Consider the following 18,566-nt stretch of genomic DNA (forward strand, 5'->3'; position numbering starts at 1 on the left):
TCGCGCGGGGTCGCGAATACACTGTTCAACTCGCACGATATTCTCATGGTTCACGCAAGCTTTACCGAGGATAACGGCTCCGGTTAACGGTCTGTAACGATCCGTCTTCCCATCATGGGACTGACCGGCTATATGGCCTGTCTCGCGAGGGGGGTGGCTCCGGCGCGATCCTTGCTTTCAGTTGCTTGGCGCCGAACGGCGTCGTCGTTTTTCGGGGACCGATGGCTCAGTTCGATCCACGTCGCCAACCGATGCGTATCGCACCGCATGCCCTCACGGCGGTGGCGGCGATCTCGGTGGCTCTTCTTGCAGGCCGCGTATACCAACCCGCGAAAGCGGAAGAGGCTCCGCCTCTGACACCCTTCCAGATTTCGGCCCTGGCCGACCAGGCGTTCGCCGCGGCGGGCACGCCCGCCGGCCTGACCACGCCGGAAGCCATTCCCGTCCAGATTCGCCGCGGCGAGACCTTCGAGCAGGCCGTGCGCCGCACCGGCATCGCGCCGGAAGAAGCCTCGGCCGTCGCCGCCACCCTGTCGAACGCCATGGACGTGACGTCGATGCGCGCGGGCCAGCGCTTCGAGACGGCCATTTCCCAGCCGCGCGGCGGCCGGGGCAATCCGCGCCTGATCGGCCTGACGATGCGCACGGGGCCGGCGACCCAGCTGACCGTCTCGCGCAGCTTCGACGGCGCCCTGCGCCTGCGCGCGCTGGAAGAGAAGGTGACGCACGAGACCGTGGTCCTGACCGGCAAGGTCGAAGGCTCCCTGTCGCGCACGGCGCGCCGCGAAGGCGCTCCGGCCGACGTGGCCCGGGTCGCCGGCCGCCTGTTCTCGCACAAGTTCGACATGGACCGCGATATCCAGGCGAATGACGAATTCACCTATGTCTTCGGCCGCACGGTGACGGAGAACGGCCGCACCATCGGCACCGAGGGCCTGCTGTACGCCGAGCTGAAGGGCGTGGCCTTCTATCGCTTCCAGCCTGCCGGCGCGAAGGAAGCCCAGTATTTCGACGCCACGGGCAAGAACACGCGCTCGGCCTTCATGCGCACGCCGCTGGAGCGGGGCTTCCGGGTCTCGTCCTCGTTCGGCTTCCGCCGTCACCCGATCGCCGGCTATCGCAAGATGCACCAGGGCATCGACTTCGCCGCGGGCATGGGGACGCCAGTCGTGGCGCCGGCCGACGGCGTGGTCGTCGAGGCCCGCCGCTGGGGCGGTTACGGCAATTGGCTGCGCATCCGCCACGCCAACGGTCTGGACAGCGGCTACGGCCACCTGTCGCGCTACGCCTCGGGCGTCCGCGCCGGCCAGCGGGTCCGTCAGGGTCAGATCGTCGCCTATGTCGGCTCGACCGGCGCCTCCACCGGTCCGCACCTGCACTATGAGCTGTGGCGCCGGGGCCAGCGGATCAATCCGGCGGGCGTTCGCACCACCGAGGGCACCATCCTCGCCGGCGCCGATCTGGCCGCGTTCAAGGCCGAGAAGGCGCGTATCGACCGCATCCGCGCGGCCGGCGGCGAGCGGCGCCCGGTAGGCGGTCAGCGCGCCGTCGCCGCCGCTCCGGCCGCCCCGGCGGCTCTGCGTCCCGCCCGGGGCTAGCCGGCGGGTCTTCATCGTCGTGCCGCAATCCCGAACCAACATCGTTCGGGGCCAGGGACGCGACGTGAAGGCGGCATGCAGGACAGACGACGGATATTGAGAGGGCTGGCGGCCGGCGCGGCCCTGTGGAGCGCCGGGTCCGGCGCATGGGCCCAGACGGCTTTCCGCTCGTCGCGGATCACGGTCACGACGCGCGGGCGCGGGCCGGACGTCATCCTCATCCCCGGCCTGGCCTCGACCGCCGAGGTGTGGCGCGGCCTGGCCAGCCAGCTGGAAGGCCGGCGGCGGCTGCATCTGGTCTCGGTGCGCGGCTTCGGCGATCTGGCGGCCCAGGGCAATGCCGACGGCTCGGTCATGCCCGGGGTGGCGAACGAGGTGCGCCGCTACATGGCCGAGCAGCGGCTGGAGCGGCCCGCGATCATCGGCCATTCGATGGGCGGCCAGGTCGGCATCCGCATCGCCGCCGACGCCGGCGGCCGGGTGGGCCGGGTCATGGCTGTGGATTCCTCTCCCTTCTTCGCGGCCCTGATCAGTCCGGCGGCGACGGTCCGCGACGTCGAACCGATCGCCCAGCTGGCCTATCAGGCGATCCAGTTCCTCGGCGACGAGGCGCTGAAGACGCGGGGGCGGTCGATGGGACTGGAGCTGGGCGGAGCCGCCGACGCCGTGTTCGGATCCATGGGTTGGCAGGGCGGCGACCGCCGGGTGCTGGCCCAGTCGCTGTACGAGGTGATGACGGTCGATCTGCGCCGCCGCCTGCCCGACATCGTGGCGCCCGTGACAGTGGTCTACGGCTGGAGCTCGGACCAGAACTCGCCGCGCGCCCGGGCCGACAGCCTGTTCCGCGGCGCCTACGCCCGCCTGCGCCGGCCCGCGACCTTCGAGCGTATCGAGGGCGCCGAGCATATGGTGATGATCGACCGGCCGAGGCGGTTCCTGGCGGCGGTAGAGCGGTTCCTGGCCTAGACCATCAACTCAACCGGTTTCGCTCTGGTCGGCGTCAGGCTGGGCATCCGGGTGGGCGGCGGCGAAGGCCGGATGCTGTTTCGCCGCCTCGTCGATTGCCAGCAAACGCGGGAAGGCGTCGAGGGCGACGTTGAACCGCCGGGCCGAGTAGATCTGCGGGATCAGATAGCAGTCCGCCAGGGTCGGGGCGCCGCCGAAGCACCAGCCCTTGCCGTGCTGCGCCACCAGCGCCTCCAGGGCGGTAAAGCCGGGCGCGATCCAGCGCGCGGCCCAGGCGTCGACGGCCGCCTGATCGGCGCCGAAGGTTTCGCGCAGGGCCTTGCCGACGCGCAGATTGTTGAGCGGATGGATGTCGCAACCGATCAGCGCGGCCATGGCGCGGACGTGGGCGCGGGCGACCCGATCGGCGGGGAGCAGCGGCGGCTTCGGATGGGCTTCCTCCAGCCATTCGAGGATGGCCGGACTCTGGGTCAGGACGGCGCCGTCGACTTCCAGGGCGGGGACCATGCCCTGCGGATTCAGGGCGACGAAGGCCTCGGAGCGCTGGGCGCCGATGCGCAGGTCGACGCCCTGCTGATCGTAGGTCAGGCCCTTGAGGTTCAGGGCGATGCGGGTGCGGTAGGCCGCGCCCGAGCGCCAGTAGCCGTGCAGGATCATCGCGGCGTCACCGTGAAGACGAGGGGCTGCAGGCCGCCGATGGAGGCCTCGACGCGGTCGCCGGGCTGCAGCGGGCCGACGCCCTCGGGCGTGCCGGTGAAGATCAGGTCGCCGGCCCGCACGTCCCAGAGGGTGCGCGCCTTGGCGAGGATTTCCTCGGGATTCCAGACCATGTCGTCCAGCCGGCCCGACTGGCGCGCCTCGCCGTTGACCGACAGGGCGATGGGGGCGGCCGGGTCCGGCAGGGCGCCGAGAGTGATCGGACCGCAAGGAGCCGACTGGTCGAAACCCTTGGCCGCATCCCAGGGGCGGCCCTTGTCCTTGGCCGCGGCCTGGAGGTCGCGGCGGGTCAGGTCGCAGCCGACGGCCCAGCCGGCGATTTCTCCGTCCGCGCCGACGGCGCAGACCAGTTCGACCTCGTGGTGCAGATTGGCGGTGGCCCCGGGAAAGACGGGGTCGACGCCGTCGACCACCACGGCGTCGGCAGGCTTGGTGAAGAAGAAGGGCTCGGCCCGCTCGTGGCCCATCTCCCTGGCGTGGGCGGCGTAGTTCTGGCCGACGCAGAGGATGCGCCGCACGGGGAAGCGTTGTGCGCTTCCGCGGATCGGCAGGGAGGGCGTCGGGGCGGGGTCAAACAGCCAGTCGGTCATGTCGCCTGTCTATGCCCGGATGCGGCGCTTCGCCACCCATCGCAAATGGTGCAGCGCGGGAACCTGTGCCGTGCGGTGGCGTTCCGGCTTTGAATTCTCTATCTAACAGCAAAGCTTGCACATCGGAGCGCGCATCATGGCTACCACCAAGGCGGCACGGACTGCCGTGAAGAACGATCTCAATACGCTGAAGGACGACCTGAAGGTCCTCGGCGCCGAGGAAAAAGCGCGCCTGCGCGAGAAGGCGACGGCTGCGGAAACCCGCATGCGCGCCAAGGCCGCCGAGACCGAGGCCCGTCTGCGCGAACAGTCGGAAGTCCTCCGCGAGCGCGCGCGCGGCTATTACGACACCGCCCGCGTGCGCGGTCAGGAATATTACGACGAGGCGCAGGAGCGCTTCGACGAAGCCCAGCGCTACATCACCGAGCGGGTCCAGGAGCGTCCGGTGCAATCGACCGCCATCGCGCTGGGAGTCGGCGTCGTGCTGGGCCTGCTGCTCGCCGGCCGTCGCCGCTGATGTTCGGCGGGGGGTTGGCCAGGAATCTGGTCAGGAAAGCCGTCGCGGCTTCGGTCGTGGCGGGCGCCGGCTTCGTGGCCATTCTGGCGCTGGGGGCGACGATCTTCTTCGCCCTGCAGCTGGTCGTCGTGCCGCTCGCCGCCGCCGCGATCACCTTCCTGCTGTTCGCCATCGTGGCCGCGGTGGTGGCCATGGTCTTCCTCGCTCGTAGCGAAGACGAAGAAGAGTACGAGGAAGAGTCGTCCGGTCTGGGCGCGCGCGCCTACAGCCTGTTCAAGCAGCGGCCGATCCTCGGCACGGTGGCGGCGCTGGCCGGGGGCTGGATCTTCCTCAGGAACCCGGCCCTGGCGACCATGGTCGCGGCCGCCTTCACCGAGAAGCCGCACGGACGCAGTCGCCGCCGCTGAGGCGGAACGTCGCAGAAGTCGGAACGTTGATCCTACAGGCGCGGCGGTTGTCGCTCCTGGATCAACCGCTCTGGAAGGAACGCTTATGCTTCGTTGGGCCCTTATCTTTCTCGTACTGGCGCTGGTCGCCGGCGCCTTGGGCGCCGGGGGCGTAGCCGGTCTGTCGATGAATATCGCCTATGTGCTGTTCGTCGTCTTCCTGATCCTGCTGGTCGTGCATTTCATCACGGGCAGGGGACGACGAATCTAGACAGGCCAACCGCCTGAAGACCGGATGTCTGAAGAAGGGGGCCGCGGTTGATCAGACCGCGGCCTTTTCCTTTTCTCCGGCCACGTTCGGGTCGGGCGCGGTGGCGATCCTGCGGGTGTCCTGACGGCGCGGCAGCTTCCAGATCTGGCCGGGTTCGAACCGTTCGCCGTCCCAGGAGATGGCGGTCACCGTGATCTGGTGCGCGTCCCATTCGATCTGGTTGAAGCTGGGCGGAGATCCCCGCTCGCGATGGGACAGGGTCCCGCAGCCGACCGCGTACGAGCAGTGGTCGCCCAGGCTGATGGGCAGGGCGAAGGGCACATGGACGTGGCCGGTGGCGATGATGTCCACCCCGGCCTCGGCGAAGATCAGGGCGGCCGCGTCGCCGCGTTTGACGTCGCCCGTCATCGGCGTGCCGATCATCTCGACCAGGGGGTGGTGGCAGGCGAGAATCCGCAGGGCCCCGACGGGGGCCTGACGCAGGGCCTCGGCGGCCTTGCGCGTCTGCATCAGGTCGATGACGCCCTTGGACCAGTTCATCCGGGCCTGCCAGCCGCGCGCGGTGACCACGCCGCGCACCATGACCGTGGGGCTGAGGAACTGGTGGTCGTGGGCCGGGTGCCCGGTGGCCTTTTCGAACGCCTTCCATGGCGCGAACAGGCGAGCGAACAGGCTCCAGTAGGGCACGTCGTGATTGCCGACGATGACGAAGCGCGGGTCCGGCATCTGGTTGATCCAGCGTCCGGCCGCCTCGAACTCGTCGCGGAAGCCCTGCTGGGTGATGTCGCCCGTGATCAGGACCAGGTCGGGTTTGTTCGCGTGGGCGTATTCCAGCGCGGCGGCGCAGGCGTGTTTGTGCTCGACCCCGAAATGAATGTCCGAGAACTGGAGAATCCGCCCCACTAGACGCTGTCCTCGGCGGCGGGCGGATTGGGGGCGAGCGCCTGGAAGGCGTTGCGTATGAATTTCACCTTCGCCTCATGGGACAGCAGGATGGGTTCGCCGTCGATCACGGCGGGGATGCGGGACCGGGCGCTGACCGTGGCGCGCTGGATGGCCCGCGTGGTCACCGCCGGATCCTGACGCCAGTCGCTGAATACGGCATGTGCGGCCAGGCGGAAGGCTTCGGCGGCGTCGGACGGGTTCATGGCGGCGGCCTCGAGGCCGGTGTTCTCGTCCATCGCTTTCGAGATCATCGGGCTGATCAGGACCAGGGCCTCGGCGCGGCGCGGCGCCCTGCCGTCGAGCGAGAAACGCATCTTGCCCGAGAATGCCCGCCGCAGGGCGCGTCGGGAATACATCCATGCCAGCCTCAGCCTGCCCCCGCGCATGGCCTCCCGCGCGGGAGCCCACAGGGCAGGCGAGCCGAGGATGGCGGCGCAATAGAAGACGGCGGAGGTCTGGCCGTCCGAGACCTCGCCGCCGGCGACGCACTGGGGCGCGCCCTCCTCGAGCGCCAGCCGGAGAGCAGCCTTCCAGTCGGCGGTTCCGTACAGCGCCCGGGGCAGCATGTTCATCGTGCCGCCCGGCAGGGGCGCGACCAAGGGACCGTCGGGGCCCGCGCGCGAGGCGATCGTCCCCGCCGTTCCGTCCCCGGCCAGGACAAACAGCACGTCGGGCTTCGCATCAAGAGCGGCCTGGATCTGGCCGTCGAAGCCGCTGGACTCCAGCGAGACGACGGACGCCTCGCAGGCGTACTCGGACAGGATCGCCTCGGCCTCGGCCGCCGCCGTCGGGCCCACGCTGCCCGAGGCCGGGTTGACCAGCATGATGACCCGCCCCAGCGCGATGTGGGGCGTCAGCACGCGCGGTTCGACGGCCGCTTCGGTCGGCGCGGCCGTCGGATCCTCGGCCGGAATCAAGGCGTCTGTCATGCCGCCCGAACGCCCCGGCCAGGACGATGTTCCGGCCGCGCGCGCCGAAGCGCAGCTATTGTTTCTTCAACTCGTCCGAAGCGGCTGCGGCCCCGGCCTGGGCGGCGTCGCCAGCCTTTTCAGCCGCCGCGACAGTCGCGTCGGCGGCCTTGTCGGCGGCCTCGGGCGCCTTGCCCTTAACCGTCTCCACGCCCTTGGCGATCCAGCCGTCCACGACGGCTCCGCCCTCGGCCAGCGAGCGCTCCTTGATCCCCAGTACGGCCGTCAGCACGCCGAACAGCGCCAGAAGGGTCACGATGATCCCCACAAGTGGATTGCCGCCGCGGCGTTTCGAACGCGCCCACACAGGGCTGTGCTCGCCATCGTCCGCCATGCGGACCGGTTCAGAAAAACGCATACAAGACCCCCGTCTCTTCTCATGAAGCATCGGCGCGCGCGGCTCTCGCGGCGCCGTTCGACCCTGACACAGGCCCGACCCCCATAATAGCGGGGGAACCGCAACGCTTATCCAGCGTTCTCACCGTAGGGGCGAACCCGAGGGATGAAGGACATATCCATGAACAAGGCAATCATCGCGATCGCAGCCACCGGTCTGCTGGCCAGCGCCTGCGCCAGCGACGGCTACGGCGGCGTCAATGAAACGACCCGTCAGGGCGCGATCGGCGCCGGCCTCGGCGCAGTCGCCGGCGCCATCATCGGCAACAACGTCGGCAGCGGCAACGCCGGAACCGGCGCAGCCATTGGCGCTGTCGTCGGCGGCGCTGCGGGCGCCATCCGCGGTTCGCAGCAGGACCGCGCCAACCAGCAACGTTACCGGGACAGTCAGAACCGGTACTACTATTGCTACGACGGCCGCCAGGACGAATGCTACTGGGAGAACGGCCAGCGCCGCTACTAGGCGCGGGTTTTTCGCTTGAATATCAGGGCGGTTCGTCGAATGGCGGGCCGCCCTTTTCACGGGTACGGAGGGCTGAGATGAAGCGATCGATATTGCTGCTGGGGCTGGCGGCCATGGCGGGCTGTTCGACGCCGGGGTTCAAGAACCGGAGCGATCTGGTGGTGGAGCCCTCGGCCTGCACGGAAAAGCGGTTCGAAGTCTATTTCGCCGACAGCGAGGCGCGGCTGACGGAGCCGGCGCGGCAGGCGATCGGCATGACGGCGGCGCAGCTGCAGGGCTGCGAGATCCGCAAGGTCCAGGTCCTGGGGCTGGCGGACGCGCGCGGCGGGGCGGCGGCCAACCAGAGCCTGTCCGAACGGCGCGCGATGGCGGTCGCCGAGGCGCTGACGGCGGCCGGATGGCCGGCGCCCGTGTTCGAGGTCGAGGCGGCGGGAGAGACGGCGGCCGTGGCCGGCAGCGGCGCGCAGGAACCGATGCGCCGACGCACCGAGGTGCTTATTGACGCGGCGCCCCGCAGCTGAGGTGACGCGGCGGGGTCGGGACGGCTAGGGTCGGCCTGACGTCTCTCGTGGAGCCCGCGTGTCCCTGTTCGCCCGAATCCTGATCGCCGCCGCGCTGTGGCTCGCCGCCGTCGTCGGGACAGGGAGCGCCGCCGTCGCGCAGCCGCAGCGGACCGAGCGGATCGAGGCCGAACTGGCAGCCATGTCGGCCTGGGCCGCGCCCGGCTCGACGGCGGTCATTGCAGTAAAACAGACCATCCAGCCCGGCTGGCACACCTACTGGCGCAATCCCGGCGATTCCGGCGGGCCGACGGCCCTGACCTGGACGACGCCGCCGGGGGTCGAGGCGGGCGAGATCGTCTGGCCCCTGCCCGAGCGTCAGCGGCTGTCGGGACTGATGAACTACGGCTATTCCGGCGAGGTCTATCTGCCGGTCCCGGTCGCCATACCGGCGACGGCCCGGGCGGGAACCTCCCTGCCGCTGACCGTCAAGGCGCTGTTCTTCGTCTGCAGCGACGAGATGTGCGTGCCCGACGAACTGACCCTGAGCCTGGACCTGCCGGTGCGCGAGGGCGCCGCGCCGCCGGACCCCCGCCACGGCGCGGCGATCGAGCGCGTGCTGGAGACGGCGCCGCGCCCGGCGGGGATCGAGGCGCGCATCGTCATGGAGAACGGCGCCCTGGTGCTGAGCGCGGCGGGCGGGCCGCTGGCGGGAGGCGATCCCGGTCCAGCCTATTTCTTCCCTTTCGAAGGCGGCGTCATCGACCATGCGGCGGCCCAGACCGGCGGCTGGGGTCCGCAGGGGCTGACCCTGCGGCTGGCCCCGGGCGGGACGACCCGGTCGGACGGCCTGACGGGACCGGTCGCGGGTGTGCTGGCCACGGCCCACGGAGCCTTCGAGATCCGGGCGGAACAGGGAGCGGCGCTGGCCGGGACTTCGGGATCGGGCGATCTGGCCGCGGCCCCCGACGCCGGCGCGGCGGCGGACGGCGCGGCGGCCGAAGGGGGCGGTCTGGCGGTGTTCGCGCAGGCGATGCTGTTCGCGGTGCTGGGCGGGCTGATCCTGAACCTGATGCCCTGCGTCTTCCCCATACTGGCCATGAAGGCGGCCGCGCTGGCGGCCTCGGCCCATGACACACGCCATGCGCGACGCGACGGGCTGGCGTTTCTGGCCGGGGTGCTGACGACCTTCCTGCTGCTGGCGGGCGCGCTGCTGACGCTGCGGGCGGCGGGCGAGGCGGTGGGTTGGGGCTTCCAGCTGCAGTCGCCGCCGGTGATGGCGGGACTGGCGCTGCTGATGCTGGCCGTGGCCCTGAACCTGTCGGGGGTCTTCCACGTCGGCGCCGGGTTGCAGGGCGCCGGCTCGGGGCCGTTGGCGCGGCTGCCCGGCGGGGCCGGCGCCTTCCTGACCGGCATGCTGGCGGTGGTTGTGGCGGCGCCCTGCACCGCCCCCTTCATGGCCTTTGCGCTGGGCGCGGCGCTGGTGATGCCGTGGCCGATGGCGCTGATGGTCTTCCTGGGCCTCGGACTGGGACTGGCCCTGCCCTATGTCGCCGTCAGCCTGACGCCGGGGCTGCTGGCCCGCCTGCCGAAGCCCGGACCGTGGATGGAGCGGTTGAAGGGGCTGCTGGCCTTCCCCCTGTATGCGACGGCCCTGTGGCTGGCCTGGGTGTTCGGCCGTCAGACAGGCGCCGACCCGCTGGGACTGCTGTTCGGGGCCGGGGTGCTCATGGCGCTGGGACTGTGGCTGACGGGTCAGGGACAGTCCGAACGGATGGCGGGACGGCGCGGCGTGCTGCACCTTGCGGCCGCGGTCCTGGTGTTGCTGCTGGCGGTCGGGACGATGGTCATGGCCGCCCGCATGCCGGCGCAGGCCGGCGGTGCGACCGAGACCGGGCGGGCGGGACCCGCCAGCGCGCCGTGGTCGCCCGCCGCCGTCGAGGCCGCCCTGGCCGAGGGGCGGCCGGTGCTGGTCAATTTCACCGCCGACTGGTGCGTGACCTGCAAGATCAACGAGCGGACGGCCCTGACCTCGCCGCGCGTCGCGGCGGCCATGGAACAGTCCGGCGCCGTATATCTGGTGGGCGACTGGACCCGCCGCGACGACGCCATCACCGCCGAACTGCAGCGCCACGGCCGGTCGGGCGTGCCGCTGTATCTGGTCTATTCGCCGGGATCCGCCGGGCCCCGCATCCTGCCCCAGCTGCTGACCGAGGGCGTCGTGGTCGAAGCCCTGACGACGACCAGGGACTGATGGCCGCCAGGGTTATGGCGCTCGGCGAGCAGGAATCGGCCAATCCAGGCAGGCTCAAGGTCATTTCGGGGCGGTCGAAACAAACCGTCACCGACCGTGTTAGCCAAACGGTGCGAGCCCTCCCCGCTCGCTTTGACAAGGCAGACATCATGCGAAAGACCGCGCTCCTCACTGGCGTCGCCGGCCTGTTCCTCATGACCGCTCCCGCGTTCGCCCAGGACAGCACGGCCCCGCAAACCCCGCCGGCGCCCGCAACAGCGGCCCCGCCCGCGGCCGAACAGCCCCAGAGCCTGACGTTGCAGCCCGGATCCGACGTCAAGGGTTCCGACGGGGCGGTGCTGGGCAAGCTTGAAGGCGCCCGCAACACCGAATCCGGCCAGGAACTGACCGTCCGCGGCGCCGATGGCGCCTTGCGCGGCGTTCCGGTGTCCGGCGGCGTGCGTCAGGATGGAACCGGCGTCGCCGTGGGCTGGACCAGCGCCCAGTTCTCCGCCGCCACCCCGATCGACGACGCGGCGACCCCGGTCGACGAGCCGGCGGCTGAATCGGATGACGCTGCCGAGCCCGCCGAACCGGCCACGCCGGCCACGCCTGCGACCCCCGCCACGCCGGCTGACCCGGGCGTGAGCCCGGCCACGCCAGCCACTCCGGCCACGCCGGCGACACCGGCCAGTCCGGCTACCCCCGCGAGCCCGGATCATTCGGGCCACACCGGCGCGACGCCCGCGCCGGGCGAAGGTCAGAAGCCGGACAAGCCCGGCGCCTGATCTCCGGATCGAAGCGTAGAGTAAAAAGGGCGGCTCCGGATGGAGCCGCCCTTCGTTGTTTCGGGAAGGGTGTGCCGGGTCGACCGGCTGGTCGGGGTCAATGCTGATGCGTCGCGCCCGCTGGCAGATGGTCCTTGTCGTGTTTCCCGACCCGGTCGATCAGCGATTGCCCGGCCTCGTTCATACCGATGACCGTGACCTCCGCACCCTGGCGGCGATAACGGAAGACGACCTTGTCCACGGCGGCGACCCCGGTAAGGTCCCACAGATGGGCGTCTGTCATGTCGATCTCGACGCGGGTCGGATGTCCGTGATGCTCGAAGGCGGCGGCGAATATGTCGGCTGAAGCGAAGAAGAGCTGGCCTGTCACACGATAGCGCAGGACCCCGGTCTCCGGCGTGGGCACCTCCTCCACGACGACCGTCTTGCCGACCTTGCGCATGAAGAAGACCGCAGAGAGAAGTACGCCCAGCACGACGCCTTTGGACAGGTCGTGGGTGGCGACGACGGTGGCCGTGGTCGCCACCATCACGATCGAGGACTGGATCGGCGTGGACCGCAGCTTCATCACCGAACCCCAGTCGAAGGTGCCGACCGAGACCATGATCATGACGGCGACCAGAGCCGCCATGGGGATCTGGGCGACCCATTTCTGAAGGACGAGCATCAGGAAAAGCAGGAACAATCCGGCCCATAGCGTCGAGAGCCGCCCCCGCGCCCCGGAGGTCACGTTGATGATAGACTGGCCGATCATGGCGCAGCCCGCCATGCCGCCGAATAGCGAGGCCGCGATGTTGGCGATGCCCTGGCCTCGCGTTTCCCGGTCCTTGTCGGAAGGGGTGTCGGTGATGTCGTCGAGGAGGTTGGCGGTGAGCAGGCTTTCCAGCAGACCGACAAAGGCGAGGGTCGCGGAGATGGGCGCGATGATGGTCAGGGTCTGCCAGTTCAGGGGGACGTTCGGGATATGGAACATCGGCAGGCTCGAGGGCATCTGGCCCATGTCGCCGACCGTTCGCACGTCCAGACCCGTCCAGATGACGAACCCGCTGAGAAGCACGATGGCGACCAGCGCGGAAGGAACCGCCTTCGTCAGACGGGGCAGTCCGTAGATGATGGCGAGGGCCGCTGCGACGAGGGCGAAGGTTTGCCAGTTCGCACCGATCAATTCCGGCATCTGGGCGAGGAAGATCAGGATCGCCAGCGAGTTCACGAACCCGGTCATGACCGAACGCGAAACGAATTTGATATACCTGCCCAGCCGTAGAAGGCCGACGGCGATCTGAAAGACCCCGGTCAGGAGCGACGCCGCGAACAGGTATTCGATGCCGTGGTCGCGGACGAGCGCGACCATCAGCAAGGCCATCGCGCCCGTGGCCGCCGATATCATCGCGGGCCGTCCACCGACGAAGGCGATGGTCACGGCGATGACGACGCTGGCGTAGAGGCCGACGGCGGGGTCGACACCGGCGATGATCGAGAAGGCGATGGCCTCGGGAATGAGGGCCAGCGCGACGACAGTTCCGGCCAGCAGGTCGCGGCGTGGGTTGGCGAGCCATTGCTGACGCGCCGAGGCGATTATGGACATTCTGGTTTCAACCGGGTGAGCCGCACGAGGCTCGATTTCCTGACGGATAGGCGGTCAGGATAGCCACCCTTCCTGCGCAGCAGGCGGGTCCGAAGCGAAGTTGGCCTCATGCCTGCAAGCCGCTGTGGAAGCAACAGCGGATGTCCCCGACGGGTCCGAACCCGAAACCGCTTCAGGGCGCATCGGCCGCCCGCACCCGGCACAAGAAAAAGGGCGGCTCCTTGCGGAGCCGCCCTTCGCCGTCGCCAAGGCGTTACGCCTATGTGCGTCGCTTGACCAGGCCCACCAGGAACAGCAGCAGGCAGGCGCCGAGGAAGGCGACCAGCAGCGTGATCAGGTTGAAGCCGCCCACCGGAATGCCCAGCAGATTGCCGGCGATGAAGCCGCCCAGCAGAGCGCCGACGACGCCGACGATCAGGTTGGTCAGCAGGCCGTGGCTGCGGCCCATGACTTTTTCAGCCAGCCAGCCGGCGACGATGCCGATGACGATCCAGCCAATGATTCCCAAACCCATCTTGTATCTCCCGTGAAGCCCAATGCTCTGGGCCGTTAATGCGCTTGAACCGTAACGGTTGCGCCCGGACCGCAGAACGCCGCTCGTCGACAATCCCCCGTCACGCGAGCGCGGCATGGTGCTTGCCGCGTGAGGGGCGAGCCGTCCCGCTTCGGGACAGCGTGCAATACGGGGAATTGGGGCCATGGCCACCGACATCGACCTGCACCTGGGACGCCGCCTGCGCCGCCGCCGGCGTCTGCTGGGCCTGACGCAGCAACAGCTGGCCAATCAGGTCGGCATCCGCTTCCAGCAGATCCAGAAATACGAATGCGGCGCCAACCGCATCTCGGCCGCCCGCCTGTGGCAGCTGGCCGAGGCGCTGGAATCGCCGGTCAGCTATTTCTACGACGGTCTGGAAGAAGCCATCGAACGTCGCGAGGCCGCCAACCAGGGCGGGGAAATGTTTTCCCGCAAGGAAACGCTCGACCTGATCCAGGCCTACTATCAGCTGGACGAGAAGCCGCGCCGGCGCCTGCTGGACCTGGCCAAGTCGCTGCACGTCGAGGCCGACGCGGCCTGAGTTATCCGGTGACATGACGGCGGGGCTTCAGTATCCCGCCTGTCATGACCGAGTACGAACTGTTCGCCATCGACCTGGCCCGCGAGGCCGCGCGCGTGTCCCTGCCGTATTTCCGGGGCGCCTGCGAAGAGAGCGACAAGGGGGGACCGGGGGCGTTCGATCCCGTCACCCAGGCCGACCGCGAGGCCGAGGCGGCGATCCGCAGGCTGATCGCGGCCCGCTACCCCGACCACGGCGTGATCGGCGAGGAGTATGGCGAGGACCGGCCGGACGCCGACCATGTCTGGATCCTGGACCCGATCGACGGCACCCGGGCCTTCATCGCGGGCCTGCCGCTGTGGACCAATCTGATCGCCATGAGGACTGAAGGGCGGCCGACCGTGGGCGTGATCGGCCAGCCGTATCTGGATGAGATCTTCCTCGGCGGGCCTTCGGGCGCGCGGCTGCTGAAGGGCGGGTCGGAGACGCCGCTGGGCGTGCGCCGCTGCGCCAGCCTGAACGACGCCGTCATCGCCACCACCGATCCCGACCTGTTCACCGGCGCGGAGCTTGGGGCCTGGACGCAGGTGCGGGCCGCCGCGCGTCTGGCCCGGCTGGGCTGCGACGCCTATGCCTACGCCATGCTGGCGGCGGGGCGGATCGATCTGGTCGCCGAAAGCGCCCTGAAGGTCTGGGACTGGGCGGCGCTGGTTCCGGTGATCGAAGCGGCGGGCGGCGCGGTCAGCAACTGGCGCGGCGAGGCGCCGGACGGGTCCGGACAGATTCTGGCCGTCGGCGACGCCGGGATAAGGGAGCAGGCGCTGGTGACGCTGAGGCGGGCGGCGGCCTAGGCCGCTTCGGTCGGTTCCGGAACGGGCGCGGCGGCCGGCAGCGGCGACAGGTCCTCGACGGGCGAGACATAGGCGGCCATGGCGTCGAACTCCTCGAGGAAGACCCCGCGCAGGTCGTCGGTCTCCATGATGACCTCGTGCTTCGACCCCGGCACCTCGACATAACGGCCGCGGCCCAGCCGTTTGGCGGCCCATTTGCTGGTCTGTTTCCAGACCCGGTCGTCCTCGCCGGCCTGGACGATGGCCACGGGGATCTGCACCGACTTCAGGGCCTTGGGCTTGAGGGCGCGTTCGCCGGCGTCGAGACCGACGGCCAGCCAGCCCCAGGTCGGGCCGCCGACGGCCAGGTGCGGGCAGGCGTAGAGCTGTTGACGCCACTGTTCGTAACGGCTCTCGTCGGACGTCAGGGCGTCCTTTTCGAAGGTGTGGTCGAAGGGGTCGTCGGCGTCGTCCAGCACATAGTCGCCCGCCTTGCCGTGACGCAGGTTCCAGCGCACCGCCAGCTTGACCGACCACATCGACCGCTTGCCGGTCTTGATGCGCAGCATGGGGCTGGACAGGACGGCGCCCGAGAACCGGCTTTCGCCGCCTTCCAGCGTCATCAGGTTGAGGACGCCGCCCATGGAATGGCCGACCATGACCCAGGGCTTGGGCGCGCGCGCTTCCCATGTGTCCAGCAGGCGGGCGTAGTCGTCGAGGAATTCCTCGACGGCCCGGGCATGGCCCTTCAGCCGGTCCGGCAGCAGGCGGGCCGACAGGCCCTGGCCGCGCCAGTCATGGGCCAGGACGCACCAGCCGCGGGCGAGGAAATTGCCGATCACCTCATAGTATTTCTCGATCGGCTCGGTGCGGCCGGGGCTGACGATCACCGTGCCGCGGGGCTTCTTCGCGATCAGGGCCGAGGGCGTCCAGAAGGCGGCGCGCAGGCGCAGGCCGCCGGCGCCGCGGAACCACTCGCCGATCCCGCCCGGAGGCGCGGAGGCGCCCGGGACCCCCATCAGGGGCGCATTGGCGGCATAGGCGACGGCTCGGTTCACTCTGGCTTCCTGAATCTCAAGGTCATGCGGTCACTCTCTCCGATCCGGTCGTATTTCGACCGGTCGAAGGCCGGGTTCGGCGGCGATCCGCGCGGGGCGGTCAGCGACGTCGGCGGCAGGGTTTCGACCCCGAACGGATGATCCTTGGTATCCCTTTCATTCGCGTTGATTTCCGACGCCGCGACAAAGGCGAAGCCCGCCTCGGCCGCCAGCTGTTTGACGAACGCTTCCTGGACGTATCCGTTCGCCGCCGCGGGGTCCTGATCTTCCTCAGGGCCCAGACGGTGCTGTTCGACGCCCAGAATCCCGCCCGGACGCAGGGCGGCCCAGGCGTCGGCGAAGGCCTTTTCGGCGATGCCGGCGGCCATCCAGGCGTGGATGTTGCGCATGAACAGCACCATGTCGGCCGTGCCGGCGGCGGTGACGGGGCCCGAGGTGGGGCCGAAGGCGCTGAGCTCGATCTCGCCGTACAGGCGTTTATCGGTGGTGAAACGCTGCTGGAAAGCGGCAGCCAGCTGGACCTGGGAAGGGTCGGCGCCGGGGCCGGTCTGGAAGCCGGCGGCGACGTATTTGCCCGCGCCCTCGGCCAGATAGGGGGCGAGGATTTCGGTGTACCAGCCGCTGCCGGGCCAGAATTCGACGACCGTCATGCGCGGCTGGAGGCCGAAGAAGCGCAGCGTCTCCATTGGATGGCGCGCGGCGTCGCGGGCCTTGTCCTGGGCGCGCCAGGGACCGGCGACGGCCCATTCCAGCGAACCCTTGGGCGGGCCGTCGGGGGTGGCGGGCGGTTCGGCGGTCTTTTCCTCGCGACCGCAGCCGGCCAGACCCGCGACGGCGAGACCGGCGACGCCCGACAGCAGGCCGCGGCGCGACAGGCGGCGCGACCGGGGGCCTTGGCGGCGTTCGACGATATCAGCCATGCACATTCCCCGCAGAGCGGTCCTGTCCGATCAGGATCCGCCCCGGCAAACAGGGCTTAACCGTGTTCCCCATGTCCGTCAAAACGGTTTCCGGCGTGATCCGGGGTCACGCGGGCTTGCGGAATCGCAAGGTCATGCGGTCGCTTTCGCCGATCGCGTCATACTCGGCGCGCTCGGCCTCGGTCAGGGGCGTGGGGCGGTCGTTGGCGTTGCCCTCGCGCGGCGCGCTGGTGCGGACGGGCGGCAGGGTCCAGACGCCGTAGGGATGATCGCGGTCGTCCTTCGGATTGGCGTTCAGTTCGCTGCGCCCCTCCAGAACGAAGCCGGCCGCCTGGGCGGCGTGGATGACGTAGCTTTCGGAGACGTAGCCGTAGGGCGCAGTGGCGTCGGCGTTCAGGCCCTCGGCGCCGCGGTGCTGTTCGATGGCCAGAATCCCGCCCGGCTTCAGGGCCTTGAAGAAGGCCTGCATATAGGGGCCGGTGCGGTCGGACCGGTGCCAGTTGTGCAGGGCGCGGGCGACGACGACCAGGTCGGCGGTCCCGTCCGGCACGCCCATGCTTTCGACCGGACGATTGACGGCCACATAGGTCCCGCCCGTGGCGGCGGCGTAGGGTTCGAGAATGTTGCGCCACCAGCCCGCGCGGCCGGGCTCGATCTCGACCACGGTCGAGCCGGGGGTCAGGCCCCAGAAGGTCAGGGTCTCGAACGGATGGCGGTAGACGTCGCGGGCGATGTCGGCGGCGGGGCGGGCGTCGGAACCCACGGCCGCCTGAAGGGCGGCGTCCTCCTGCAGCACCGGGGGCGTCATGGCGGCGCGGCGCACCGAACGCTGGGCTGCTGTCTCGTTCAGGGTCGGGAGCGCCGGCAGGGCCTGGGCGGCGGCGACGGACGGCAGAGCGAGGGCGGTGGTCACGGCGAGGGCCAGCAGACGCATCGGAGGTCTCCACAAAAGGGTGCGGGCGAACCCTACGGCCTGCGCGCGCGGGGGCAAGCCTTCGTCGTCTGCGGCGACAGATTGGCGCGGTCTTGACGCCGGAAGATCGCTTCCCACATCGGATGCGAGGCCGCCGGTTCCGGGGCCTCCAGACCGGACGGGGCCGATATTTCGGACCGTCGGGGCTGAACTCCCACCGCCGTCCCGGGCCAAAAACGCTGGGGCGGTTCAACCTTGCTGATCCTCAGGAGGATGACCATGCGTACCTATGATTTCACCCCGCTGTACCGTTCCGCCGTCGGTTTCGACCGTCTGGCGAACCTGCTGGAAAGCGCCGCGCGCTCCAGCCAGGAGAACGGCTGGCCGCCCTACAATATCGAGACGACCGGCGAGAACGCCTATCGGATCGAGATCGCGGTCGCCGGCTTCAAGCCCGAAGAACTGACCCTGGAGGTCAAGGAGAACCTGCTGACCGTGACCGGCCGCAAGACCGCCAACGACGATACGGGCGCAGGGCGCACCTATCTGCATCGCGGCCTGGCCGAGCGCGATTTCGAGCGCCGGTTCCAGCTGGCCGACTATGTGGTCGTGAAGGGAGCCGACCTGACCAACGGTCTGCTGTCGATCGAACTGAACCGCGAACTGCCGGAGGCGCTGAAGCCCCGTCAGATCGAGATCAACACCGGTCAACGGCTGATCGAGGGCAAGAAGGCCAAGGCGGCCTGACGCCTCTGCTCCTCCCCTTTGGGGGAGGGGGACCATCCGAAGGATGGTGGAGGGGGTGACCCCAACGCCGGTGGATGCGGTTAGCCCCCTCCACCGCTTCGCGGTTCCCCTCCCCCGGAG

At 69.7% G+C, this 18,566-nt stretch carries 22 protein-coding genes and 1 other annotated feature; of the genes, 12 read left to right on the forward strand and 10 right to left on the reverse strand.

The window, feature by feature from the left end; genetic code table 11:
- Positions 1 to 251 precede the first annotated feature (251 nt).
- A complete protein-coding gene (locus BrevBR_RS06400) occupies positions 252 to 1,598 on the forward strand; it encodes a M23 family metallopeptidase (RefSeq protein WP_340000345.1) in 1,347 nt (448 codons plus the stop codon).
- A gap of 75 nt (positions 1,599 to 1,673) precedes the next feature.
- Positions 1,674 to 2,564 (forward strand): alpha/beta fold hydrolase, encoded by an 891-nt coding sequence (locus BrevBR_RS06405; protein WP_340000346.1) that lies wholly within the window; start codon positions 1,674 to 1,676, stop codon positions 2,562 to 2,564.
- Positions 2,565 to 2,573: 9 nt separating this feature from the next.
- Here BrevBR_RS06405 and maiA read toward each other — a convergent pair whose 3' ends face one another.
- Positions 2,574 to 3,221 carry a maleylacetoacetate isomerase gene (gene maiA / locus BrevBR_RS06410; RefSeq protein ID WP_332641264.1) on the reverse strand — a complete coding sequence of 216 codons (648 nt, stop codon included), beginning with the start codon at positions 3,219 to 3,221 and terminating at the stop codon, positions 2,574 to 2,576.
- Complete coding sequence (locus tag BrevBR_RS06415; protein ID WP_340000347.1) at positions 3,218 to 3,871, reverse strand: fumarylacetoacetate hydrolase family protein; 654 nt, start codon at positions 3,869 to 3,871, stop codon at positions 3,218 to 3,220. The genes maiA and BrevBR_RS06415 overlap by 4 nt, the downstream gene beginning before the upstream one ends.
- Before the next feature lie 136 nt (positions 3,872 to 4,007).
- On the opposite strand from BrevBR_RS06415, the gene BrevBR_RS06420 reads away from it, so the two are divergent.
- From BrevBR_RS06420 to BrevBR_RS06430, 3 genes are all read left to right on the forward strand, one after another.
- Complete coding sequence (locus BrevBR_RS06420) at positions 4,008 to 4,388, forward strand: glycine zipper domain-containing protein (protein ID WP_332641262.1); 381 nt, start codon at positions 4,008 to 4,010, stop codon at positions 4,386 to 4,388.
- 14 nt (positions 4,389 to 4,402) lie between these two features.
- Complete coding sequence (locus tag BrevBR_RS06425) at positions 4,403 to 4,795, forward strand: hypothetical protein (protein ID WP_340000348.1); 393 nt, start codon at positions 4,403 to 4,405, stop codon at positions 4,793 to 4,795.
- Positions 4,796 to 4,880: 85 nt separating this feature from the next.
- Entirely contained in the window at positions 4,881 to 5,045 is a 165-nt protein-coding gene (locus tag BrevBR_RS06430; RefSeq protein WP_332641260.1) for a DUF1328 family protein, read from the forward strand.
- Between the two features lie 51 nt (positions 5,046 to 5,096).
- Here BrevBR_RS06430 and BrevBR_RS06435 read toward each other — a convergent pair whose 3' ends face one another.
- Genes BrevBR_RS06435 through BrevBR_RS06445 form a run of 3 tightly spaced genes read right to left on the reverse strand, consistent with a single transcriptional unit; the run spans position 5,097 to position 7,316 of the window.
- Positions 5,097 to 5,948 carry a metallophosphoesterase family protein gene (locus tag BrevBR_RS06435; protein WP_332641259.1) on the reverse strand — a complete coding sequence of 284 codons (852 nt, stop codon included), beginning with the start codon at positions 5,946 to 5,948 and terminating at the stop codon, positions 5,097 to 5,099.
- Positions 5,948 to 6,919, reverse strand: a complete 972-nt coding sequence (locus BrevBR_RS06440) for a diacylglycerol/lipid kinase family protein (RefSeq protein WP_332641258.1) — start codon at positions 6,917 to 6,919, stop codon at positions 5,948 to 5,950. Before BrevBR_RS06440 ends, BrevBR_RS06435 begins: the two co-directional genes overlap by 1 nt.
- 55 nt (positions 6,920 to 6,974) lie before the next feature.
- Positions 6,975 to 7,316 carry a hypothetical protein gene (locus tag BrevBR_RS06445; protein WP_332641257.1) on the reverse strand — a complete coding sequence of 114 codons (342 nt, stop codon included), beginning with the start codon at positions 7,314 to 7,316 and terminating at the stop codon, positions 6,975 to 6,977.
- Between the two features lie 159 nt (positions 7,317 to 7,475).
- On the opposite strand from BrevBR_RS06445, the gene BrevBR_RS06450 reads away from it, so the two are divergent.
- The 4 genes from BrevBR_RS06450 (at position 7,476) to BrevBR_RS06465 (ending at position 11,338) form a co-directional block, all read left to right on the forward strand.
- The gene (locus BrevBR_RS06450) at positions 7,476 to 7,817 is read left to right on the forward strand and encodes a YMGG-like glycine zipper-containing protein (protein ID WP_332641256.1); all 342 of its coding nucleotides are present in this window, start codon (positions 7,476 to 7,478) and stop codon (positions 7,815 to 7,817) included.
- Positions 7,818 to 7,894: 77 nt separating this feature from the next.
- Positions 7,895 to 8,338: an OmpA family protein gene (locus BrevBR_RS06455; RefSeq protein ID WP_332641255.1), complete on the forward strand. Its 444-nt coding sequence runs from the start codon at positions 7,895 to 7,897 to the stop codon at positions 8,336 to 8,338.
- A 58-nt stretch (positions 8,339 to 8,396) separates the two neighbouring features.
- Entirely contained in the window at positions 8,397 to 10,571 is a 2,175-nt protein-coding gene (locus tag BrevBR_RS06460; protein ID WP_340000351.1) for a protein-disulfide reductase DsbD family protein, read from the forward strand.
- Positions 10,572 to 10,720: 149 nt separating this feature from the next.
- Positions 10,721 to 11,338: a superoxide dismutase gene (locus BrevBR_RS06465; protein ID WP_340000352.1), complete on the forward strand. Its 618-nt coding sequence runs from the start codon at positions 10,721 to 10,723 to the stop codon at positions 11,336 to 11,338.
- Between the two features lie 97 nt (positions 11,339 to 11,435).
- Here BrevBR_RS06465 and BrevBR_RS06470 read toward each other — a convergent pair whose 3' ends face one another.
- A complete protein-coding gene (locus BrevBR_RS06470; RefSeq protein WP_445214745.1) occupies positions 11,436 to 12,923 on the reverse strand; it encodes a SulP family inorganic anion transporter in 1,488 nt (495 codons plus the stop codon).
- A gap of 33 nt (positions 12,924 to 12,956) precedes the next feature.
- Positions 12,957 to 13,017: a sequence feature (sul1 is cis-regulatory element that is thought to sense ions involved in sulfur or methionine metabolism; They are found in Alphaproteobacteria), on the reverse strand.
- Between the two features lie 165 nt (positions 13,018 to 13,182).
- On the reverse strand, positions 13,183 to 13,437 hold the full coding sequence (locus BrevBR_RS06475; protein ID WP_340000353.1) for a GlsB/YeaQ/YmgE family stress response membrane protein: 255 nt from the start codon (positions 13,435 to 13,437) through the stop codon (positions 13,183 to 13,185).
- A 184-nt stretch (positions 13,438 to 13,621) separates the two neighbouring features.
- Here BrevBR_RS06475 and BrevBR_RS06480 point away from each other — a divergent pair, with 184 nt between their 5' ends.
- Positions 13,622 to 13,999 carry a helix-turn-helix domain-containing protein gene (locus BrevBR_RS06480; protein WP_442880919.1) on the forward strand — a complete coding sequence of 126 codons (378 nt, stop codon included), beginning with the start codon at positions 13,622 to 13,624 and terminating at the stop codon, positions 13,997 to 13,999.
- Positions 14,000 to 14,043: 44 nt separating this feature from the next.
- A complete protein-coding gene (gene hisN / locus BrevBR_RS06485; protein ID WP_332641250.1) occupies positions 14,044 to 14,829 on the forward strand; it encodes a histidinol-phosphatase in 786 nt (261 codons plus the stop codon).
- On the opposite strand, the gene BrevBR_RS06490 is transcribed toward hisN, so the two are convergent.
- The 3 genes from BrevBR_RS06490 to BrevBR_RS06500 all read right to left on the reverse strand — a co-directional run bounded on the left by BrevBR_RS06490 (position 14,826) and on the right by BrevBR_RS06500 (position 17,720).
- Positions 14,826 to 15,866 (reverse strand): alpha/beta hydrolase, encoded by a 1,041-nt coding sequence (locus BrevBR_RS06490; RefSeq protein ID WP_332641249.1) that lies wholly within the window; start codon positions 15,864 to 15,866, stop codon positions 14,826 to 14,828. The genes hisN and BrevBR_RS06490 overlap by 4 nt on opposite strands.
- On the reverse strand, positions 15,863 to 16,786 hold the full coding sequence (locus BrevBR_RS06495) for a class I SAM-dependent methyltransferase (RefSeq protein WP_332641248.1): 924 nt from the start codon (positions 16,784 to 16,786) through the stop codon (positions 15,863 to 15,865). The genes BrevBR_RS06490 and BrevBR_RS06495 overlap by 4 nt, the downstream gene beginning before the upstream one ends.
- 106 nt (positions 16,787 to 16,892) lie before the next feature.
- Complete coding sequence (locus BrevBR_RS06500; protein ID WP_332641247.1) at positions 16,893 to 17,720, reverse strand: class I SAM-dependent methyltransferase; 828 nt, start codon at positions 17,718 to 17,720, stop codon at positions 16,893 to 16,895.
- Positions 17,721 to 17,978: 258 nt separating this feature from the next.
- Here BrevBR_RS06500 and BrevBR_RS06505 point away from each other — a divergent pair, with 258 nt between their 5' ends.
- Positions 17,979 to 18,446, forward strand: coding sequence for an Hsp20 family protein (locus tag BrevBR_RS06505; RefSeq protein ID WP_332641246.1), 468 nt, complete (start codon positions 17,979 to 17,981; stop codon positions 18,444 to 18,446).
- Positions 18,447 to 18,566: the final 120 nt, after the last annotated feature.

This window comes from Brevundimonas sp. BR2-1 (assembly GCF_037626195.1).
Taxonomy (GTDB): Bacteria; Pseudomonadota; Alphaproteobacteria; order Caulobacterales; family Caulobacteraceae; genus Brevundimonas.